22 protein-coding genes and 2 pseudogenes are annotated in these 19,664 nt (G+C 69.8%); 17 read left to right on the top strand and 7 right to left on the bottom strand.

Features of this window, described 5'->3' with window-relative positions:
- Positions 1-30 precede the first annotated feature (30 nt).
- Positions 31-777: a potassium channel family protein gene (locus tag AB0959_RS48335; protein WP_366833338.1), complete on the top strand. Its 747-nt coding sequence runs from the start codon at positions 31-33 to the stop codon at positions 775-777.
- Positions 778-968: 191 nt separating this feature from the next.
- Here AB0959_RS48335 and AB0959_RS48330 read toward each other — a convergent pair whose 3' ends face one another.
- Positions 969-1,277: a small hydrophobic protein gene (locus AB0959_RS48330; protein ID WP_366833337.1), complete on the bottom strand. Its 309-nt coding sequence runs from the start codon at positions 1,275-1,277 to the stop codon at positions 969-971.
- A gap of 250 nt (positions 1,278-1,527) precedes the next feature.
- Positions 1,528-3,147 (bottom strand): MFS transporter, encoded by a 1,620-nt coding sequence (locus AB0959_RS48325; protein WP_366833336.1) that lies wholly within the window; start codon positions 3,145-3,147, stop codon positions 1,528-1,530.
- 151 nt (positions 3,148-3,298) lie between these two features.
- Here AB0959_RS48325 and AB0959_RS48320 point away from each other — a divergent pair, with 151 nt between their 5' ends.
- The 5 genes from AB0959_RS48320 (at position 3,299) to AB0959_RS48300 (ending at position 8,362) form a co-directional block, all read left to right on the top strand.
- The gene (locus tag AB0959_RS48320) at positions 3,299-3,940 is read left to right on the top strand and encodes a TetR family transcriptional regulator (protein ID WP_366833335.1); all 642 of its coding nucleotides are present in this window, start codon (positions 3,299-3,301) and stop codon (positions 3,938-3,940) included.
- A gap of 117 nt (positions 3,941-4,057) precedes the next feature.
- Positions 4,058-5,275: an alpha/beta hydrolase gene (locus AB0959_RS48315; RefSeq protein WP_366833334.1), complete on the top strand. Its 1,218-nt coding sequence runs from the start codon at positions 4,058-4,060 to the stop codon at positions 5,273-5,275.
- A gap of 67 nt (positions 5,276-5,342) precedes the next feature.
- Complete coding sequence (locus AB0959_RS48310; protein ID WP_366833333.1) at positions 5,343-6,206, top strand: DUF4429 domain-containing protein; 864 nt, start codon at positions 5,343-5,345, stop codon at positions 6,204-6,206.
- A 183-nt stretch (positions 6,207-6,389) separates the two neighbouring features.
- The gene (locus AB0959_RS48305; protein WP_366833332.1) at positions 6,390-7,679 is read left to right on the top strand and encodes a sensor histidine kinase; all 1,290 of its coding nucleotides are present in this window, start codon (positions 6,390-6,392) and stop codon (positions 7,677-7,679) included.
- Positions 7,676-8,362, top strand: a complete 687-nt coding sequence (locus tag AB0959_RS48300) for a response regulator transcription factor (protein ID WP_366833331.1) — start codon at positions 7,676-7,678, stop codon at positions 8,360-8,362. The genes AB0959_RS48305 and AB0959_RS48300 overlap by 4 nt, the downstream gene beginning before the upstream one ends.
- Before the next feature lie 58 nt (positions 8,363-8,420).
- On the opposite strand, the gene AB0959_RS48295 is transcribed toward AB0959_RS48300, so the two are convergent.
- Both AB0959_RS48295 and AB0959_RS48290 read right to left on the bottom strand, forming a co-directional pair.
- Positions 8,421-9,437 carry an aldo/keto reductase gene (locus tag AB0959_RS48295; RefSeq protein ID WP_366833330.1) on the bottom strand — a complete coding sequence of 339 codons (1,017 nt, stop codon included), beginning with the start codon at positions 9,435-9,437 and terminating at the stop codon, positions 8,421-8,423.
- On the bottom strand, positions 9,437-9,898 hold the full coding sequence (locus tag AB0959_RS48290) for a MerR family transcriptional regulator (protein ID WP_366833329.1): 462 nt from the start codon (positions 9,896-9,898) through the stop codon (positions 9,437-9,439). The genes AB0959_RS48295 and AB0959_RS48290 overlap by 1 nt, the downstream gene beginning before the upstream one ends.
- 111 nt (positions 9,899-10,009) lie before the next feature.
- Between AB0959_RS48290 and AB0959_RS48285 the strand changes: the two genes are divergently transcribed.
- The 4 genes and pseudogenes from AB0959_RS48285 (at position 10,010) to AB0959_RS48270 (ending at position 11,647) form a co-directional block, all read left to right on the top strand.
- Positions 10,010-10,480, top strand: coding sequence for a GNAT family N-acetyltransferase (locus AB0959_RS48285; RefSeq protein ID WP_366833328.1), 471 nt, complete (start codon positions 10,010-10,012; stop codon positions 10,478-10,480).
- Positions 10,481-10,499: 19 nt separating this feature from the next.
- Positions 10,500-11,321 (top strand): serine hydrolase domain-containing protein, encoded by an 822-nt coding sequence (locus tag AB0959_RS48280; protein ID WP_366833327.1) that lies wholly within the window; start codon positions 10,500-10,502, stop codon positions 11,319-11,321.
- Between the two features lie 61 nt (positions 11,322-11,382).
- Positions 11,383-11,490, top strand: a pseudogene (locus AB0959_RS48275) (XRE family transcriptional regulator); the annotation flags it as partial.
- The gene (locus AB0959_RS48270) at positions 11,450-11,647 is read left to right on the top strand and encodes a DUF397 domain-containing protein (protein ID WP_366833326.1); all 198 of its coding nucleotides are present in this window, start codon (positions 11,450-11,452) and stop codon (positions 11,645-11,647) included. The pseudogene AB0959_RS48275 and the gene AB0959_RS48270, both read left to right, overlap by 41 nt.
- Before the next feature lie 119 nt (positions 11,648-11,766).
- On the opposite strand, the gene AB0959_RS48265 is transcribed toward AB0959_RS48270, so the two are convergent.
- A complete protein-coding gene (locus AB0959_RS48265) occupies positions 11,767-12,387 on the bottom strand; it encodes a helix-turn-helix domain-containing protein (RefSeq protein WP_366833325.1) in 621 nt (206 codons plus the stop codon).
- A 160-nt stretch (positions 12,388-12,547) separates the two neighbouring features.
- On the opposite strand from AB0959_RS48265, the gene AB0959_RS48260 reads away from it, so the two are divergent.
- Both AB0959_RS48260 and AB0959_RS48255 read left to right on the top strand, forming a co-directional pair.
- Positions 12,548-12,820, top strand: a complete 273-nt coding sequence (locus AB0959_RS48260) for a hypothetical protein (protein ID WP_366833324.1) — start codon at positions 12,548-12,550, stop codon at positions 12,818-12,820.
- 130 nt (positions 12,821-12,950) lie between these two features.
- A pseudogene (locus tag AB0959_RS48255) lies at positions 12,951-13,292 on the top strand (GNAT family N-acetyltransferase); the annotation flags it as partial.
- 28 nt (positions 13,293-13,320) lie between these two features.
- On the opposite strand, the gene AB0959_RS48250 reads toward AB0959_RS48255, so the two are convergent.
- Positions 13,321-13,977 carry a pirin family protein gene (locus tag AB0959_RS48250; protein WP_366833358.1) on the bottom strand — a complete coding sequence of 219 codons (657 nt, stop codon included), beginning with the start codon at positions 13,975-13,977 and terminating at the stop codon, positions 13,321-13,323.
- A gap of 63 nt (positions 13,978-14,040) precedes the next feature.
- Here AB0959_RS48250 and AB0959_RS48245 point away from each other — a divergent pair, with 63 nt between their 5' ends.
- The 5 genes from AB0959_RS48245 (at position 14,041) to AB0959_RS48225 (ending at position 19,091) form a co-directional block, all read left to right on the top strand.
- Positions 14,041-15,234 carry a helix-turn-helix domain-containing protein gene (locus AB0959_RS48245; RefSeq protein WP_366833323.1) on the top strand — a complete coding sequence of 398 codons (1,194 nt, stop codon included), beginning with the start codon at positions 14,041-14,043 and terminating at the stop codon, positions 15,232-15,234.
- Between the two features lie 89 nt (positions 15,235-15,323).
- Positions 15,324-16,295: an ACP S-malonyltransferase gene (locus AB0959_RS48240; protein ID WP_366833322.1), complete on the top strand. Its 972-nt coding sequence runs from the start codon at positions 15,324-15,326 to the stop codon at positions 16,293-16,295.
- A 19-nt stretch (positions 16,296-16,314) separates the two neighbouring features.
- On the top strand, positions 16,315-17,346 hold the full coding sequence (locus AB0959_RS48235; protein ID WP_366833321.1) for a ketoacyl-ACP synthase III: 1,032 nt from the start codon (positions 16,315-16,317) through the stop codon (positions 17,344-17,346).
- Positions 17,347-17,447: 101 nt separating this feature from the next.
- A complete protein-coding gene (locus AB0959_RS48230) occupies positions 17,448-17,696 on the top strand; it encodes an acyl carrier protein (RefSeq protein WP_152775753.1) in 249 nt (82 codons plus the stop codon).
- A gap of 120 nt (positions 17,697-17,816) precedes the next feature.
- Positions 17,817-19,091: a beta-ketoacyl-[acyl-carrier-protein] synthase family protein gene (locus AB0959_RS48225; protein ID WP_366833320.1), complete on the top strand. Its 1,275-nt coding sequence runs from the start codon at positions 17,817-17,819 to the stop codon at positions 19,089-19,091.
- Between the two features lie 213 nt (positions 19,092-19,304).
- Here AB0959_RS48225 and AB0959_RS48220 read toward each other — a convergent pair.
- Positions 19,305-19,664, bottom strand: a 360-nt coding sequence (locus AB0959_RS48220) for a dihydrofolate reductase family protein (RefSeq protein ID WP_366833319.1), incomplete at its 5' end; no start/stop codon positions are given.

The following is a 19,664-nucleotide window of genomic DNA, read 5'->3' as shown; positions in this document are numbered from 1 at the left end:
CCACCCTTTCACGTTCTCTACGATGCGGCCATGAAAGACCGACCTGCGCAAGTCCGTTGGGAACAGCGCACGCAACGGCCGCTGTTCGGGTTGGCCGTCGCGTTCGCCGTCGCCTACGCCATCCCGATCGTGTGGCCCGGGGCGAGCGGGGACGTGACCAGGGTGTGTACGGCCGTGGAGTGGGCCGTGTGGGGCGCGTTCGCGGTCGACTACCTCATACGGCTGCTGCTGGCCGAGGAGCGCGCGCGGTTCGTACGAACGCACTGGCTCGACCTGTGCGCGGTGGTACTGCCGCTCCTCCAGCCGCTCAGGCTGCTGCGGCTCGTGTCCACGTTGCTGCTGGTCGGGCAGCGGGCGCGGGTGGCCTCGCAGATACGGCTCACGACGTACGTCGGCGGCTCGGTGGTCGGGCTGCTGATGTTCGGTTCGCTGGCGGTGCTGTCGGTGGAGCGGGACTCGCCGAACGGGAACATCAAGACGCTGGGCGACGCTGTGTGGTGGTCGTTCACGACGATGACGACGGTCGGGTACGGGGATCACGCGCCGACGACCGGGCTGGGGCGGATGCTCGCGGTCGGGCTGATGCTGTCGGGGATCGCACTGCTCGGTGTGGTGACGGCGAACATCGCGGCGTGGTTCATCTCGCGGTTCGAGATGGATGACGTGGAGGAGCGGCGGCAGACGGCGGCGATCGCCGAGCTGACGGAGGAGGTTCGGGCCCTTCGGGCCGAGGTTGCCGCGTTGTCGCGTGCGCGGCTGGAGGAACAGCGCCGTTGAGGGTTGGGGGCGTTTGCGGGTGCGGGTGCGTCGTGGCTTGTCGCGCCCACGCGGCGGAGCCGCAAATCGACACAGCCCCGCGCCCCTGAAAAGCCTCGGCGTGCCCGCACACTTGAAAGGGCCCTCGACTTCAGCCGAGGGCCCTTTCAATGCCCGGCAGTGCCCGGCGTTTCTTCCTCACTCCCCGCGGATCAGAACAATCCGTTTCCGGGAGAGGCCGTCCCGGCGAGCCAGATGATCGCCAGGAGGGTGTCAATGGCGCCCAGCACCACGGCGACGAGCGCCGGGATGGGGCGGGATCCGGTCCAGCTGCGGCCCATGGCGAGCCAGCCACAGACGATCGCGGCGGGACCTAGGACGATCCCGAGGGTGAAGAAGCCCGCGACCGCGCAGACCAGCCCGATGATTCCCAGCGTCGCGCGATCCGGCCCGGTCCGTGACCACGTCCGGCCACGTGAGCGGGGGTGCCTGCGCGTTCCGTGCCCGAAACCCGCCATCATCAACTCCCTGAACTCTGTCGTCAGTTCGGGTCGATACGGCGGGTACCCCCCGTTTCGTGCCTTGAACCTGCCGGCGCGCTGCCCCCCTCCGGCAGCGCGCCGCAGGACCGGTCAGTCCCCATGTCGTACGGAGGACTTGACTTACTGTGACCTGCGGCGCGCGTGTGGTGCGAGGGATCTTGAGTCCGGTCACCCTGATAGGCGAAAGCCGCCTGAAATCTGAAAGGGGATCGGATCGGCGCAGGGGGATCTAGATGTGGCCGACCCCCGCGCCCGCCTCCGCGTTCTCGCCGCGCTTGGTCAGGAGGGCGACCAGGACCGCGACCACCGCGACGCCGGAGGCGACGAGGCTGGCGAGGCCCATGCCGGACATGAACGTGTCGTGCGCGACCTCGGTGATCTTCGCCGCGATCGCCTCGGGCGTGCCCTTGGCGACGGGGGGCATGCCGACCTGGACGGCCTCGGAGGCCTGGTCGAGCTGGGTGCCGGTGAGGGGCGGGAGGCCCGCGTCCTTCCAGTTGCCCGGCAGGTCGCTGTCCACCTTGGAGGCCATCACGGCGCCGAGGACGGCCGTACCGAGGCTGCCGCCGATCTGCATCGCGGCCTGCTGGAGACCGCCGGCGACGCCGGAGAGCTCCATCGGCGCGTTGCCCACGATGACTTCGGTGGCGCCCACCATGACCGGGGCGAGGCCGAGGCCGAGGAGCGCGAACCACAGCGACATCACGGCGCTGCCGGTGTCCGTCTCCAGCGTGGACATGCCGTACATGGCGATGGCGGTGGCCGCCATGCCGCCGGCGAGCGGGATGCGGGGGCCCAGTTTGGTGATCATCGCGCCCGCGAGCGGGGAGCCGACGATCATCATGCCGGTGAGGGGCAGGAGGTGGAGGCCGGCGTCGATGGGGCTCATGCCGTGCACGTTCTGGAGGTAGAACGTGACGAAGAACAGCCCGCCCATGAACGCGATGGCCATGAGGACCATCAGGACCACGCCCGCGGAGAGCGGGACCGAGCGGAACAGCGCCAGCGGGATCAGCGGCTCCTTCACCTTCGTCTCCCAGAAGGCGAAGAGCCCGAAGCCCAGCACGGACGCGCCGACGAAGGCCCATGTCATGCCGTCGCCCCAGCCCCAGTCGGGGGCCTTGATGAGCGCCCAGACCAGGCAGAACATGGCGCCGGAGAGCAGGGCGATGCCGAGGACGTCGAAGGAGCGCGGCGCGTTCTCCGCGCGGTGGTCGAGCAGCATCCAGACGCCGAGGATCACGGCGATGACGCCGACCGGCACGTTGATGAAGAAGACCGACTGCCAGTTGACGTGCTCGACCAGCACACCGCCGAGGATCGGGCCGCCCGCCGTGGAGGCGCCGATGACCATGCCCCAGATGCCGATCGCCATGTTCAGCTTCTCGGCCGGGAACGTGGCCCGCAGCAGACCGAGCGCGGCCGGCATGAGCAGCGCGCCGAACAGGCCCTGGAAGACGCGGAAGGTGACGACCATGGCGATGGAGCTGGACAGGCCGATGACCCCGGACGCGAGCGCGAAGCCCACCACACCGATGAGGAACGTCTGACGGTGGCCGAAGCGGTCACCGAGCTTGCCCGCGGTGATCAGGGTGACCGCGAGGGCGAGGAAGTAGCCGTTGGTGATCCACTGGACGTCGGCGAAGCTGGCGTTCAGGTCCTTCTGGATCGCCGGGTTGGCGATGGCCACGATGGTGCCGTCCAGGGCCACCATCATGACCCCTACGGCCACGGTGATGAGGGTGAACCAGGGATGGCCGCGCAGCCCCGTGGTGGGCCGTTGATCCGACGGCGCGACGGGGATCCTGTCCCCCGGCCCCGTCGTGTCGATGGTGGTCTGACTAGTCATGCGACCGAGGCTAATGACAGCCACTGACAATTGACAAACCAGTTCACAAGTCGGTAACTGTCACGTCACTCACAGATAGGCTGAGCTGGGCGAACGGCCATCTGAGCCGGTCGGACGGTCGTACAGGCGGACAGTTGGAGGAAGAGGGCTCATGGACACGGCGACCCCGCCGGGACTGCGCGAACGCAAGAAGCGGCGCACTCGGGATGCCCTGCTGCGGGCCGCCCTGGAGCTGTTCACCACCCAGGGGTACGAGGACACGACCGTCGACGAGATCGCCGCGGCCGTCGACGTCTCGCAGCGCACCTTCTTCCGCTACTTCGCGGGCAAGGAGGACGCGGCGTTCGCCGTCCAGGAGATCACCCACACGCGGTTCGTCGCGGCGGTGCGCGAACGGCCGCTCGACGAGGCCCCGTTGGAGGCACTGCGCAACGCCGTACTGGAGGGCTGGGACACCATCGGCGCGGCCGTCGAGCAGGTCGTGCCGATCGACCTCTACCTGCGCATGTGCCGGCTGACCGAGTCCACGCCCGCGCTCCTCGCCGCCCATCTGCGCCGCAACGACGAGGTGGCCGAGGAGGTCGCGCGGATCATCGCCGAGCGCGAGGGGCTCGACGTGGACACCGACCCGCGGCCGCGCGTCGCGGTGGCCCTCTTCGCCGGTGTGATCAGGGTCATGGAGCGGCTCTGGGGGACGAGCGGGGACCTCGGCCTCCCCGAGCTCCGCGCGCTGACCACCAGGTATCTCGACGCGGTGGGGCCGGTGTTGGCGGGGAAGTGGCGAACAGGTTGAGGAATGGGGCCGACACGCGCGTGAACGCAAGGGGTATGTGAAACGCCTGCGTGCGAAACGTGATCCCTCTCACTCGGTTAACGCGAGACCCTTCCGTTCTCCTAGTGTGTCCTTTCAGTGACTTCCTTCGACCCCTCTCCCCAACTCAACGTCTGGCGCGCACTGCTCGCGTTGGCCGTCGTGTTCGTGATGCTGGCGACCACCGGTTGGACCGCGATCCGCGGCCACCGGGGGTCATCACCGCTGCAGGCCTCGCTCTCCGCGTGGAACCACGGACACGTCGACGGACGCGCGCTGCCGGACGCCGACTCCTCCCCGGGTCGGTTCGCCCACTTCTTCGCCACGCTCAACGAACGGCAGCGCACCCACCTCGCCGACCGCTACCCGCTCGCGGTCGGCAACATGAACGGCGCGCCCGTCGAGCTCCGCTACCGCGCGAACCGCGTCGCGCTGGAAGAGCAGCGCGACATCGAGCTCGAACGCATGCACGACAAGCGGCTCTCCGACGTCGGCCAGTACGACGCGGGCCGCCGTATGCACCGCTTCGAGGACCTGATGCAGCCGGGGCGGCGGATCCTCGCCTTCGACCCCGAGGGCTCGGGCCGGGTCGCCGAGGTCTTCGGCGACCTCGCCAGGGCCCAGCGCGTCTCGGTGGTCGTGCCCGGCGTCGACACCGACGTGCTCACCTTCCAGCGCACGAACCGCAGGTACTCGGCACCCGCCGGCATGGCGAGCGCCCTGTACACGGCCGAGCGCTCGGCCGACCCCACGACCCGTACGGCGGTGATCGCCTGGGCCGACTACACGTCGCCCAGCGGGCTCGGCATGGAGGCGGCCACCGCGCTGCGCGCCGAGCAGGGCGCCGTCCGGCTCAACGCGCTGGTGCGGGCGTTGCCCGGCGACTCGTCCGTCGCGCTGTACTGCCACAGCTACGGCTCGGTGCTGTGCGGGGTCGCCGCGCGGCAACTACCCGCCCGGGTCTCCGACATCGCGGTGGCGGGCAGCCCCGGCATGCGCGCCGAGAAGGCGTCCCAGCTGCACACCTCGGCCCGGGTCTGGGCGACCCGGGACGCCGACGACTGGATCCAGGACGTGCCCTACATGGAGGTCGGCGGCCTCGGCCACGGCGCCGACCCGGTGTCCTCGGCGTTCGGGGCACGGGTACTGTCGGCGGACGGCGCGAAGGGTCACGCGGGCTACTTCGAGCCCGGCACCGAGAGCCTGCGCAACTTCGCCGAGATCGGTGTTGGCGCGTATCGCGCGGTGCACTGCGCACTGCGGCAACACCAGGAAAACGCGTGCCAGGAGGGTTTGTCCGCCGCCGTGGCGGCCTGACGCGCGTAGAGGACGAAGGAATCACCGCCTGACGGAGGAGGGGACGAAGACGCGCCTCACGCATACGATGAGCCGCATGGGTGACGTACTGGCCGGATTTCATGCCGCCTGGGAGTTCGAGTCGGACTCCGTGCTCATCCGCTTCGAACGGGGAATCCGCACGCCGAAGCTGTTCCAGGCACTCGGCGAGCGGCGCATTCCCCTGGAAGCGATCGCGGCGGTGACGCTGACACAGGGGAAGCGCGGGACCGTCGTCCTGCGCGCCGAGCCACGACCGGGCGCCGACCCGCTGATGGAGGCTGCCGCGGGCCAGCTGAAGGAGGCCTGTGACCCGTACCGCCTCGTCCTGCCCGCCGAGCGCGAAACCCTCGCCGAGTACTACGCGGACGAGCTACGCGCGCAGCTCACCGAGGACGACAGCCCGGCGGAGCGCTATCTCGTGGCCCCGCCCGAGGCACCGCTGCAGTTCAAGGCGTACGACGCGAAGGCGTCCTTCGACGGGAAGTCCGTGTCGTTCCGGTGGTTCTGGACGGGGGCCTCCTCGGCGAAGTGGAAGGCCGGCGACCAGAGCTTTCCGGTCGCCGACCTGAGCGGGGTCGAGTGGCGGTCCCCCGAGGTCTTCGAGGGACACCTGCGGCTGCTCAGCCGCGACGCGGACGGGGGTTCGCCGCCCCAGGCCGACCAGGATCCCGCCTCCGTGGTGTTCGGGCTGGGGTACGGGCCCGTGCACGAGTCGTTGCCGTTCGCGGCGGCGGTGTTGGCGGCGGTGCGCTCCGCGGGTTCGGCGGGTGCGTTGCCTGCGGGTGGGGCGCGGCGTGACCCTGCCGATATCGCTGATCGGATTCGGCATCTTGGGGAGTTGCACGAGGCGGGGTTGGTGACGGACGAGGAGTTCTCGGCGAAGAAGGCGGAGCTGTTGGCGGAGCTTTAGCCGTGGGGGTGCGGGCGAGTTCGTCGACTGCGGGCCGTGTGTGGCTTGTCGCGCCCACGCGGCGGAGCCGCACATCGACACAGCCCCGCGCCCCTGAAGGGTCGCTCATACCCAGGTATGACATGAAGCTCAGCTCCCTGGTATGACGGCGAGACGGCGCCCGCTGCCTAAGGTTTTGAGGCCATGAGCAGCGAATCGACGTCTTCCGACCACGAGCTCCGCACCCCGCCCTGGGCGGGCGAGGCGTTGTTCGCGCGGTCGCCCAGGCGGTGGATGCGGCGGTTGCCGTACGTGGTCGCGGTGGGGCTCGCCGCCGTCCTGATCCCCGTCACCACCCAGGTCCTCGCGTACGACTACCGCGTGAACGGCGGCCTGGCGATAGCGCTCGGCTTCGCTCAGGCCGCGCCCCTGCTGCTGGCCGTGGTCCATCCCCTGCAGGCGTGGCGGATCGTCGTCGTGGCGGACATCGCCGGGGCGTTCCTGGTGGTACAGGCCGACGTGGGGGGCCGACCGGCTCCCTGGACCCCCATGGTCGTCGTGGGCTATCTGTTCCTGTGCCTGGCGCTCTCCCTGCGCGAGACGCGTCGTACGCTGCTCGGTGTCTGGCTGGTCACCGTGGTCGCGAGTCTCCTGCTGAGCGCGTTCCGCAACCCGACCGGCAAGGACGGCCCGGACACCAGTGCCCTGCTGATCGTCCTCAGCGGGATCGTGCTGCTGCTCGGCTCACTGCTGCGGGAGCGCGGTGAGACGCGGCGCCGGCTCGTCGAGCAGGAGGCCATCAGCGAGACCGAGCGGGCCCAGCGCACCCTGCTGGAGGAACGGGCCCGGATCGCACGGGAGTTGCACGACGTCGTGGCCCACCACATGACGGTGATCTCGGTCCAGGCGGACTCCGCTTCGTACCGGCTCTCCGGTGTGTCGGACGAGGTGCGCGGGGAGTTCGAGTCGATAGCCGCCGGCGCCCGCGACTCGCTCGGGGAGATGCGGCGGCTGCTCCAGGTGCTGCGCAGCGAGGACGCGCGGGGCGAGCGGGCCCCGCAGCCGGGCCTCGACAAGCTGGACCAGCTCGTCGAGGCGACCAGACGCGGCGGCGTCCCGGTCGAACTGTCCCTTCCCGAGCCGGGTGTCCTCGGCGAGTCGGTGAAGGTGTCACCGGCCGTGGACCTGTCCTCGTACCGCATCGTGCAGGAGGCCCTGTCCAACGTCGTGCGGCACTCCCCCGGCGCCCCCACCCGGGTGTCGCTCTCCACCGACGAGGGCCATCTGACGGTGCTCGTGGTCAACGGGCCCGCCACCGAACCGAGTTCGCCGCTGGAGTGGGGCGGCACAGGGCACGGCCTGGTCGGCATGAGCGAGCGCGTACGGTTGGTCGGCGGCACCCTTGATGTCGGACGGCTGCCCGACGGGGGGTTCCGCGTGGCGGCGCGGCTCCCGATGACCACGCCCGACGAAGGGAGTCCGTCCTCTCCATGACCATCCGGGTGATCATCGTCGACGACCAGGCCATGGTCCGCGCCGGGTTCGCCGCCCTGCTGGCCGCGCAGAGCGACATCGATGTCGTGGGCGAGGCCGCTGACGGCAGGCAGGGCGTGGAGCTGGGGCGCCGGGAGCGGCCCGACGTCGTCCTCATGGACGTACGGATGCCGGAGATGGACGGTCTGGCGGCGGCCCGCGAGCTGCTGGACCCGGGAGCCCCCGAGGAAGACGTGGCGCACCGTCCGAAGGTGCTGATGCTGACCACGTTCGACGTGGACGACTACGTGTACGACGCGCTGCGGGCGGGAGCCTCGGGGTTCCTCCTCAAGGACGCGCCCCCGGCCGACCTGATCTCGGCGGTGCGCGTGGTGGCGGCCGGTGACGCGCTGCTCGCCCCGAGGGTGACGCGCCGTCTGATCGCCGACTTCGCGCAGGCGCGGCCCGCCCCGCGCAGGCACCGGTCGCGGCGGCTGAAGGGCCTCACCCCGCGCGAGACCGAGGTGCTGGAACTGATCGCCCGAGGCCTGTCCAACCAGGAGATCGCGGGCCACCTGGTGCTCGCCGAGCAGACGGTGAAGACCCACATCGGCCGCGTCCTGGCGAAGCTGGACCTGCGCGACCGCGCGCAGGCCGTGATCTTCGCCTATGAGTCGGGGCTGGTCACGCCCGGCGACCATTAGCCGCCGGGCGTTCCCGGTGTCGACGGGCGTTCCCGATGTCGACGGGTCGCCGGGGTGCCTACTCCCGGCCCGCCGACGTGAACGTCATGTCCGCGTAGCGGTCGCCCGCCACCTCGGCCGCGATCGGCTCCAGGAGGGCCAGCTCGTCGTCGGTGAGGACGATGCGCGTCGCGGCCGCGTTCTCCTCCACCCGGCTGCGCTTGCGGGTGCCGGGGATGGGCACGACCGGCAGGTCGTGCACCTGTGCCCGCTGCTGCGCCCAGGCCAGGGCGATCTGGCCGAGCGAGACGCCGTGGGACTTGGCGACCGAGCGGACCGGCTCCAGGAGTGCCGCGTTGGCGGCGGCGTTGTCGCCGGTGAAGCGGGGCTGCTGACGGCGGAAGTCGTCAGCGTGGAGGTCCTTCTCGGGGTTGGAGAAGGCGCCCGTGAGGAAGCCCCGGCCGAGCGGTGAGTACGGCACGAGGGCCACACCCAGCTCGCGGGCGGCCGGTACGACGCCCGCCTCGATGTCCCGGCTGAACAGCGACCACTCCGACTGCACGGCCGCGATGGGGTGCACGGCCTGCGCGGCCCGCAGCTCGCCGCCGGTGACCTCGCTCAGCCCGAGGTGCTTGACCTTGCCCTCGCGGACCAGCTCGGCCATGGCGCCGACGCTCTCCTCGATCGGCACGTCCGGGTTCCGCCGGTGCATGTAGTAGAGGTCGATCGCCTCGACGTCCAGCCGCTTGAGGCTGGCCTCCACACAACTGCGGATGTACGGCGGGTCGTTGCGGATGATCCGCCGTGTGGGGTCGTCCGGCGGGATCGAGAGGGCGAACTTCGTGGCGATGACGACCTCGTCCCGGTGCGCCTTGAAGAAGGGCGCCAGGAACGTCTCGTTCTCCCCCAGGCCGTACGCGTCGGCCGTGTCGTAGAGCGTGACGCCGAGTTCCAGCGCCCTCTCCAGGGTCGCCCGTGACTCCCCGGCGTCCGAGGGGCCGTACGCGAAGCTCATGCCCATGCAGCCGAGGCCCTGTACGCCGACCTCGGGCCCGCCGTCGCCGAGCCGTGCCGTCGTGATCTTGCCGTTGGTCATCAGGCCCTCTCCGATGCCAGGGCCTGCCCGGCGTTCGCGTAGAAATTGATCTTCCGGTCGAGCACCGCCAGCGTGTCCTGGAGCTCGGCGATCCGGGCCAGCACGTCCTCCCGGGTGGCCTTCAGCAGGTCGAAACGGTCCCCGTACGTGTGGTCGCCCTCGCGGACCAGTTCCGCGTACCGCACCATGTCGGCGACCGGCATGCCGGTGAGCCTGAGCTTGCCGACGAGGTCGAGCCAGTCCAGGTCGCGGTTGCTGTAGCGGCGCTGGCCGGTGTGGGAGCGGTCGATGTGCGGCATCAGTCCGATGCGCTCGTACCAGCGCAGGGTGTGCGCCGTCAGGCCGGTGAGGCCGACGACCTCGCTGATCGTGTACTTGTCCTGGCCGTCCGGCCGCCGGTCGGCGTGCCACGCGACGGCGCAGCTGTCGGTCCTGGTGCCTGTTGTCTCCATCACCGTCATGACCTCAACGCTAGAACCTTGGAGTGCACTCCAAGCAAGCGGATTCAGATGAAATTCCGGCGACTGAAATTGCGGCGACGGCTCACGGCTCCACTGGATACCGTGTGGATCATGAGTCTGGTACGCCGTGCGGTGCCCGAGGACGCGGAGGAAGTGCTCCGGCTGCGTCAGGTGATGATCGATGCGATGGCGGGGGCGGAGACCTCCACGGACTGGCATGCCGCATCCCTCCCGACGATACGCGGCAGACTGGCCGACGCGGACGGGGACTTCGCGGCCTTCGTGGTGGACCACCCGTCCCGGCCCGGGGCGCTCGCCGCGCTGGTGGTCGGGACGATCGAGTACCGGATCGGGCGGGCCCGGAACCCACAGGGCACCGTCGGGTACGTGTTCAGCGTGGCCACCGACCCGGACCAGCGCCGCCAGGGGCACGCCCGCGCCTGTATGGAGGCGCTCCTGGACTGGTTCCGCGAGAAGGGAGCGGGTCAGGTCGACCTCACCGCCTCCGCCGACGCCCGGCCTCTGTACGCCTCGCTCGGTTTCCAGCGCACACCGGACCCCTTGATGCGGCTGCGTTTCTGAGCCGCATAACCTCGTACACATGTCCCTTCAGAGCCTTGCGTTGATCGAGAACTGGCCGGTGACCACGGCCGCGGCGGCCGTCGTCCGTGCGGACGGCAGGGTCCTCGGGTCGTACGGCCCCACCGGGCACCGCTTCCCGCTGGCCTCGGTCACCAAGCCGCTCGCCGCGTACGCCGTGCTGGTCGCGTACGAGGAGGGGGCCGTCGAGCTGGACGAGCCTGCGGGCCCGCCCGGCTCCACGGTCCGGCATCTGCTCGCCCACACCTCCGGGCTGGCCTTCGACGAGCACCGGGTGACGTCCGCGCCCGGGGAGCGGCGGCTGTACTCCAACGCGGGGTTCGAGGCGCTGGGGGACCACGTGGCGAAGGCGACGGACATTCCGTTCGCGGAGTACGCGCGGCAGGCGGTCCTTGAGCCGCTCGGGATGGCGTCGACCTCGCTCGACGGCTCGCCCGCCAAGGACGGGGTCTCGACGGTGGACGATCTCGTGCGGTTCGCGGTGGAGGTGCAGGCGCCCCGGCTGCTCGACCCTCGTACGGTCGCGGAGGCGATGTCCGTCCACTACCCCGGCACGAAGGGAGTGCTGCCGGGGTACGGCCACCAGAACCCCAACGACTGGGGACTCGGCTTCGAGATCCGCGACTCCAAGTCGCCTCACTGGACGGGTTCCTCGTCCTCGCCTCGGACCTTCGGTCACTTCGGGCAGTCGGGCACGTTCCTGTGGGTGGATCCGGTGGCGGGGGTGGCGTGTGTGGCGCTGACCGACCGTGCGTTCGGGCCGTGGGCGATCGAGGCGTGGCCGGTGTTCACGGATGCGGTGCTGGGGGATCTGCGGGGCTGAGAGCAGTGCGGTCGGCGCAGGTTTCCATCAATACGTCCGGCGTCTTGGCCAGGCACTCGAACTCCAAGCTGCTGCCCTCTGCGTTGAGGCCTCGGCGGCATTGATCACCCGGGTGATGGAGGAGCGTTATGGAGAACGACCCCGGTCTGAAGAACGCGCAGTGGCGTAAGTCCAGCTACAGCGGAAACACGGGCGGTGACTGCGTCGAGGTGGCCGACGGCTGCCCCACCGGCGCCGTACCGGTGCGCGACAGCAAGGACCCGTCCGGCCCCGTCATGATCGTCAGCACGGCCGCCTGGCAGGCGTTCGTCGACGGTCTGCGGTAGTCCACAGGCCCGAGATCCTGCGCGACTGCCGGCTCAAGGGCGACGGCGTTCACCAGGCCATGCTCGGCATCGCCCGGCTCCACAACCTGGCCCTCACCGGGTTCATGCACGAGGGCCGTTCAGCCTAGATCGGAGCCCTCTTGTCGCGCGCCCTCCTCAGGGAGAGCGAAGCCGGACCCTTCATCCGGCAGCATTACCAGACGTACGGCCATGCGCCTCGAGCCGGCGGGGCGGTCACCTGGCTCGGTCACGTACTTGTGCAGCAGCGCCTGGTACTCCTCGGCGAACGCCGCTGCCTGGTCCTTCGTCATCCAAAGACGAGAACGGTAAATCTGGTTCCAGCCTGCCGAACTGTCGTACCCCGTGTAGGCCTTGACGACCAGACTCAGATCCTGCGTCATCTTGAGCGCACCGATCTTCAGTGCGGCCTCGCGTTCGTCGGCTGTCATTTCCAGCCCCGGGGGCGTGAAAATATCCGTCATGAGCGACTTCCACCAGCGTTCACGGCCGCTGGAGCGCTCCTCGATCTCAGCGATCAGCTTGAGGTCGGCGAGCTTGCGCAGGTGGTAGCTCGTCGTGCCGGTGCTCTCGCCGAGCGCCTTGGCGACGCTGGTGGAGTTCGCTTCACCGTGTTCGCCGAGGTAGCTCAGGATGTCGCGGCGCACCGGATTGGCCAGCGCCTTGTAGAAGGCCTTGAGGTCCGGGCCGGTCAGCACTCTTGTCTCGGGACGCTCAGCCATGCGCCTCATTCTACTGCAGAGACTCTCTGCAGTAGGTGCAGAGATTCTTTGCAAAAATACTCTGTAGACGCTAGATTCGGGGCAAGGGTGCTCGCGGCTACTGACATGCGGCAAGTAGCGGCTGCCACTTTGACGTTCGCCGGACTGGAGGGGGCCAGCCGTGTCCGACTCACTGAATGCACAGATGCGTGACGAGATCGACGACCAGGTCGCGGAAGCGTTCGACGCGTACCTGGCGGGGCGGCTGGCTGAGCCAGGCCCCCTCCGCACCGCACTGGCCACCAGGCGCAGTGCAGGAGTGGTGCTGGGCACGATCAGCCTGGGCACCCTCGCTACGGCGTTAGCGCCTGCCACAGTCCCGGTCGTCTGCTGGATCTGGGGTGCCATCGCCTTCGTCGACACGGCTTGGCTATTGACCGCTCGCCGTCATTGACGCCCCTGCACGGAAGAGCTGCGGAAGCCGGATCAGGTGGACAGCGGCGTCAGGGCAACCGACCCTGTGCCATTGCAGGTTTCGAGGCCGGCGACCCATCTGCCCCTCAGTCCACTGAAAAGTTGCGGGACTTCGCCCGTGGTGTACGGAGGACGTCGCGGCGCTGGTCGAGGCATACCGCGATCCCGCACTGCGCCACTGGACGAGCTCTGTCGTGGACGACGAGGCCGACGCGGTCCGATGGGTGCGGGCCCAGGAACGGGGTTGGACGGCAGGTGTCCGGTTCAGCCTTGCGGTCCTTGAAACGCAACGCAGCTTAGATCGCGGGCGGCTGGTCGGCGATGTGGTCCTCAAGAACGTAGCCCCCGGCAAAGCTTCGGCCGAAGTGGGCTACTGGACCGCCGCGGACGCTCGCGGGCGAGGGGTGGCTCCCCGAGCCCTGGAGGCGCTCACCGGCTGGGCTTTTGAGACACGGCAGGAAACCACACCACCACGCGCGCTCAGCCGACGGTCATTTCCCAGACCAGCACCTCGGCCTCCGACACCGCCATCGTCTCCAGGTCCTTCCCGTCCGTGATCCTGGCCGAGTCCCCCACCCCCAGCTCAACCCCGTCCAGCCGCACCTCCCCCCGCACCACATGCACGTACACGAACGCCGCGTCCGGAACCGCCGTCCGCTCCCCCGCCCCCAACCGCCGCACGTGCAGCATGGCCCCCGCCTCCGGAACCGCGTACGGCGTGGAGTCCGCGATGCCGTGGACGATCTCGTACGCGGGCTCGCCGCCGGGCTCAAGGGGTGCCAGCCACATCTGGACGAAGGTGAGCGGGACGTTCCCGTCGTTGCGCTCCACGTGACGCACACCGCCCCCGGAGCTGAGCCGCTGCACATCCCCGGGCCGTACGACCGTCTCGTGACCGAACGAGTCGCGGTGCGTCAGCTCCCCCTCCACCACCCACGTCACGATCTCGGTGTGGCTGTGCGGGTGCTCGTCGAAGCCCGCGCCAGGGGCCAGCCGCTCCTCGTTGCAGGCGAGCAACGGCCCGAAGCGGAGGTTGTCCGGGTCGTAGTGCGGGCCGAAGGAGAAGGCGTGCGACGAGGAGATCCCCGCTGCCGCGTCCCCACCGCTGTAGCGCTCACCAGCACGGCGTACGTCCATCACGTACTACACGGTAGCGACCCACCGCCCCATCCCGGCGTACCGATAAGGCAGTCTTGTCCCGTGCCCGAAGCCAGCAAGTCCTCGCCCCACGATGTCCACCCGCACTCCGGAACGCTGAAGCGGCTGGAGAAGTCGTCCGGAAGCCTCGCCGCCCAGGCCATCGCGCGCATGGACGAGACGCTGCCGTGGTACCGGGCGATGCCGCCGGAGAACCGTTCGTGGATCGGGCTGGTGGCACAGGCGGGTATCGCCGCCTTCACGGAGTGGTTCCGGCATCCGGACGCCCCGCAGGCCATCTCCACCGATGTCTTCGGGACCGCTCCTCGCGAACTGACCCGGGCCATCACGCTGCGGCAGACCGTGGAGATGGTGCGGACGACCATCGAGGTGATGGAGAGCGCCATTGACGAGGTGGCCGCTCCCGGGGACGAGTCCGTGTTGCGCGAGGCACTCCTCGTGTACGCGCGTGAGATCGCCTTCGCCACCGCCCAGGTGTACGCCCAGGCCGCCGAGGCACGCGGCGCGTGGGACGCCCGGCTGGAGTCGCTCGTGGTGAACGCCGTGTTGTCGGGCGAGGCGGACGAGGGGGCCGTGTCGCGGGCGGCCGCGCTCGGGTGGAACGCTCCCGAGAACGTGTGCGTGGTGCTGGGGACCGCCCCCGACGGTGACAGTGAGCTGACCGTCGAGGCGATCCGGCGCGCGGCCCGGCACGCCAAGCTGCAGGTGCTCACGGGGGTGCTGGGCGACCGGCTCGTCGTGATCGCGGGTGGCAGCAACGATCCGTTGCAGGTGGCGAAGTCGTTGATCGGGCCCTATGCCGCGGGGCCCGTGGTCGCCGGGCCGATCGTGCCCGATCTGCTGGCCGCCACGCGGTCGGCGCAGGCCGCCGCGGCCGGGCTCAAGGCGTGTTCCGCCTGGCAGGACGCGCCCCGGCCCGTTCTGGCGGACGATCTGCTTCCGGAACGCGCGATCGCCGGGGATCCGAGCGCTCGCGAGCAGTTGGTGGAGGAGATCTACAGACCACTGGAAGAGGCCGGTTCGGCGCTGCTGGAGACCCTCAGCGTGTATCTGGAGCAGGCGTCAAGTCTGGAGGGCGCCGCACGGATGCTTTTCGTCCATCCCAACACCGTGCGCTACCGGCTTCGACGTGTGACAGACGTCACCGGCTGGTCGCCTTCTGATGTACGCTCCGCGTTCACACTGCGCATCGCACTGATCCTGGGGCGTCTGGTCGACGGAGATCTCCAGGCATAGGGTTTTGTTGGAGGCCCACAAAACGCCCCCCTGTTCTTCGTCCCTGTCCCCACGGGCGGCTGCGGCCGTCCCCAAGAGAGAGTGTGAGAGTGCTCGTACTCGTCGCTCCCGGCCAGGGCGCCCAGACGCCCGGCTTCCTGACCCCCTGGCTCGAACTGCCCGGCGCCGCCGACCGTCTCGGCACGTGGTCGGACGCCATCGGGCTGGACCTCGCCCACTACGGCACGAAGGCCGACGCGGACGCCATCCGTGACACCGCGGTGGCCCAGCCGCTGCTGGTCGCGGCCGGTCTGCTGTCCGCCGCGGCACTGGGTACCCAGACATCAGCCGCTGACGCGGCGGGCGCGGACCTCGCTCCCGGCGCGGTCGCCGGGCACAGCGTCGGTGAGATCACCGCGGCCGCCTTCGCGGGCGTCCTCGACGACGCGGCCGCCCTGAGCCTCGTACGCAGGCGGGGGCTGGCCATGGCCGAGGCCGCCGCGATCACCGAGACCGGCATGTCCGCGCTGCTCGGCGGCGCCCCCGAGACGACGATCCCGCACCTGGAGAAGCTGGGTCTGACCCCGGCGAACGTCAACGGCGCGGGCCAGATCGTGGCCGCGGGCACCCTGGAACAGCTCGCGGCGCTGAACGAGGACAAGCCCGAGGGCGTGCGCAAGGTGATCGCCCTCAAGGTCGCGGGCGCCTTCCACACGCACCACATGGCCCCCGCGGTCGACGCGCTCGCCAAGGCCGCCGAGGCCCTGACGCCGGCCGACCCGAAGGTCACCTACGTGTCGAACAAGGACGGTCAGGCCGTCGCCACCGGCTCCGAGGTGCTGTCCCGGCTGGTCGGGCAGGTCGCCAACCCGGTGCGCTGGGACCTGTGCATGGAGACGTTCAAGGAGCTGGGCGTGACCGCGCTCGTCGAGGTGTGCCCGGGCGGCACGCTCACGGGTCTCGCCAAGCGCGCGCTGCCCGGCGTGAAGACGCTGGCGCTCAAGACCCCCGACGACCTCGACGCTGCTCGCGAGCTCATCGCGGAGACAGCGACATCTGCCGCTGACGCGGCGGGTGCCTGACCAAGGAGCCCGCAGAGCAATGTCGAAGATCAAGGCACGCAAGGGCGCACCTTACGCACGCATCCTGGGTGTCGGCGGCTACCGCCCGACCCGGGTGGTGCCCAACGAGGTGATCCTGGAGACGATCGACTCGTCCGACGAGTGGATCCGTTCACGCTCGGGCATCGAGACCCGGCACTGGGCGAGCGACGAGGAGACCGTCGCCGCGATGTCGATCGAGGCGTCCGGCAAGGCCATCGCGGACGCCGGGATCACGGCCGAGCAGATCGGCGCGGTGGTCGTCTCGACCGTCTCGCACTTCAGCCAGACCCCGGCCGTCGCCACGGAGATCGCCGACAAGCTCGGCACGGACAAGGCCGCCGCGTTCGACATCTCGGCGGGCTGCGCGGGCTTCGGCTACGGGCTGACGCTCGCCAAGGGCATGGTCGTCGAGGGATCAGCGGAGTACGTACTTGTCATCGGCGTGGAGCGGCTGAGCGACCTGACCGACCTGGAGGACCGGGCCACGGCCTTCCTGTTCGGTGACGGCGCGGGTGCCGTGGTCGTCGGCCCCTCCGAGGAACCGCACATCGGCCCGACGGTGTGGGGCTCCGAGGGTGACAAGTCCGAGACGATCAAGCAGACGGTGCCGTGGGACCAGTTCCGGATCGGCGATGTCTCCAAGCTTCCGCTGGACAGCGCGGGCAACGTCAAGTTCCCCGCGATCACGCAGGAGGGCCAGGCGGTGTTCCGCTGGGCCGTGTTCGAGATGGCGAAGGTCGCCCAGCAGGCGCTGGACGCGGCCGGGATCACCTCGGACGACCTGGATGTCTTCATCCCGCACCAGGCCAACGTGCGGATCATCGACTCGATGGTGAAGACCCTCAAACTGCCGGAGCACGTCACGGTCGCCCGTGACATCCGTACCACCGGCAACACCTCGGCCGCCTCGATCCCGCTCGCGATGGAGCGGCTCCTGGCGACCGGCGAGGCGAAGAGCGGCGACACCGCGCTCGTCATCGGCTTCGGGGCGGGTCTCGTGTACGCAGCGACGGTCGTTACCCTCCCCTAGGCACTCCGTGCCGGATCATGCTTCCGGTGCGGGAAATGCACCACCTGCCGCCAACGCGGCGGGCGCCACACCCTCTGGACAACAACGAAGGAGCGCCTGACATGGCCGCCACTCAGGAAGAGATCGTCGCCGGTCTCGCCGACATCGTGAACGAGATCGCCGGCATCCCGGTTGAGGACGTCCAGCTGGACAAGTCCTTCACCGACGACCTGGACGTCGACTCGCTGTCCATGGTCGAGGTCGTCGTCGCCGCCGAAGAGCGCTTCGACGTCAAGATCCCCGACGACGACGTCAAGAACCTCAAGACGGTCGGCGACGCGACCGAGTACATCCTCAAGCACCAGGGCTGATCGACCGATCACCCGGGCCGGCCTCCCGGACCTGATCGACAGACAGGTCCGTGGGCCGACTGCCCCGCCACCCGGCGGTGGCGCCGCTGAATCCTCGTATCCGTTGGAGAAAGAATTCCCGTGAGCTCGACCAATCGCACCGTGGTCGTCACCGGTATCGGCGCAACCACACCGCTGGGTGGCGACGCGGCCTCTACCTGGGAGGGCCTGGTCGCCGGACGTTCCGGCGCCGGCCCGCTGAAGCAGGACTGGGCCTCCGAGCAGGCGGTCCGTATCGCCGCGCAGATCGCCGTGGAGCCGTCCGAGGTCATTCCCCGGCCGCAGGCCCGCCGTCTGGACCGCTCGGCGCAGTTCGCGCTGATCGCGGCCAAGGAGGCGTGGGCGGACGCCGGTTTCACCGACAAGGCCGGCGCCGAGGGCTCGGACGTCGACCCCGACCGGCTGGGCGCGGTCATCGCCTCCGGCATCGGCGGCGTCACGACCCTGCTCGACCAGTACGACGTGCTGAGGGAGAAGGGCGTCCGCCGTGTCTCCCCGCACACCGTGCCGATGCTGATGCCGAACAGCCCGTCCGCCAACGTGGGTCTGCTCGTCGGCGCCCGCGCCGGTGTGCACACCCCGGTCTCCGCCTGCGCGTCGGGCGCCGAGGCCATCGGCTACGCCATCGAGATGATCCGCTCCGGCCGCGCCGACATCGTCGTCGCCGGCGGCACCGAGGCGGCCATCCACCCGCTGCCGATCGCCGCGTTCGGCAACATGATGGCGATGTCCAAGAACAACGACGACCCGCAGGGCGCCTCGCGTCCCTACGACGTCGCCCGCGACGGCTTCGTCCTCGGTGAGGGCGCCGGCGTGATCGTCCTGGAGTCCGCCGAGCACGCCGCCAGGCGCGGTGCGCGGGTGTACGCCGAGGCGGTCGGCCAGGGCATCTCCGCCGACAGCCACGACATCGTGCAGCCGGAGCCGGAGGGGCGGGGCATCGCCCACGCCCTGCAGAACCTGCTGGACAGGAACGATCTGGACCCGTCCCAGATCGTGCACGTCAACGCGCACGCGACCTCTACGCCGGCCGGTGACGTCGCCGAACTGAAGGCGCTGCGCAAGGTCTTCGGCGACGACACGGACCACTTCGCGGTCTCCGCCACGAAGTCCATGACCGGTCACCTGCTGGGTGGCGCCGGTGGTGTCGAGTCCGTCGCCACGGTGCTGGCGCTGTACCACCGGGTGGCTCCGCCGACGATCAACGTGGAGAACCTCGACCCCGAGGCCGAGGCCAACGCGGATGTCGTGCGCGGGGAGGCCCGGAAGCTGCCCGTCGAGGGGCGGATCGCGGCGCTGAACGACTCGTTCGGGTTTGGTGGGCACAATGTTGTGCTGGCGTTCCGGACGGTGTGAGTTCGGCGTCGGCTTTTGCTGAACGGCGTGTGGCCCGGGCCCTGGGTAGGGGTTCGGGCCACACACCGTTTTTCGTGTGTTGTCGGCCGACCTGGCACGGCTGAGAGTGCCTGGGCCTGGGCCCTGTTGCCTCATTCGGGTGACTGCCGGCCCTTCTGACCCCACCTCGTCCGCGCGCCAGGGCGTCAGCCGCGCTGATCCGACGTCGGGCACTCAGCGCCTTGTCTCGTACCTGGTCAGCACCACGCCGTCAGGAAACGTCCGGGTCTCCACCAGGCTCAGGTTCACCCAGTGGTCCAGGGCCGTGAAGAACGGCGTGCCGCCGCCCACCAGGACCGGATGGGTGACGACCGCGTACTCGTCGATCAGCCCGGCCCGCATGGCCGCCGCGGCGAGTGTGGCACCGACGATGTCCATGGGGCCGCCGTCGTCGGCCTTGAGCCTGGTGATCTCGGTGACCGCGTCGCCCGTGACCAGACGGGTGTTCCAGTCGACCGTGCTGGTCGTAGAGGAGAACACCACCTTCGGCATGTCCCGCCAGCGGCGGGCGTACTCGATCGCCGCCGGTGTGGC

It is taken from the genome of Streptomyces sp. NPDC046862 (assembly GCF_040704615.1).
In the GTDB taxonomy this organism is placed as follows: domain Bacteria; phylum Actinomycetota; class Actinomycetes; order Streptomycetales; family Streptomycetaceae; genus Streptomyces.
The sequence above is the reverse complement of the archived record's forward strand: the minus strand, read 5'-3'. Positions and strand labels throughout refer to the sequence as shown.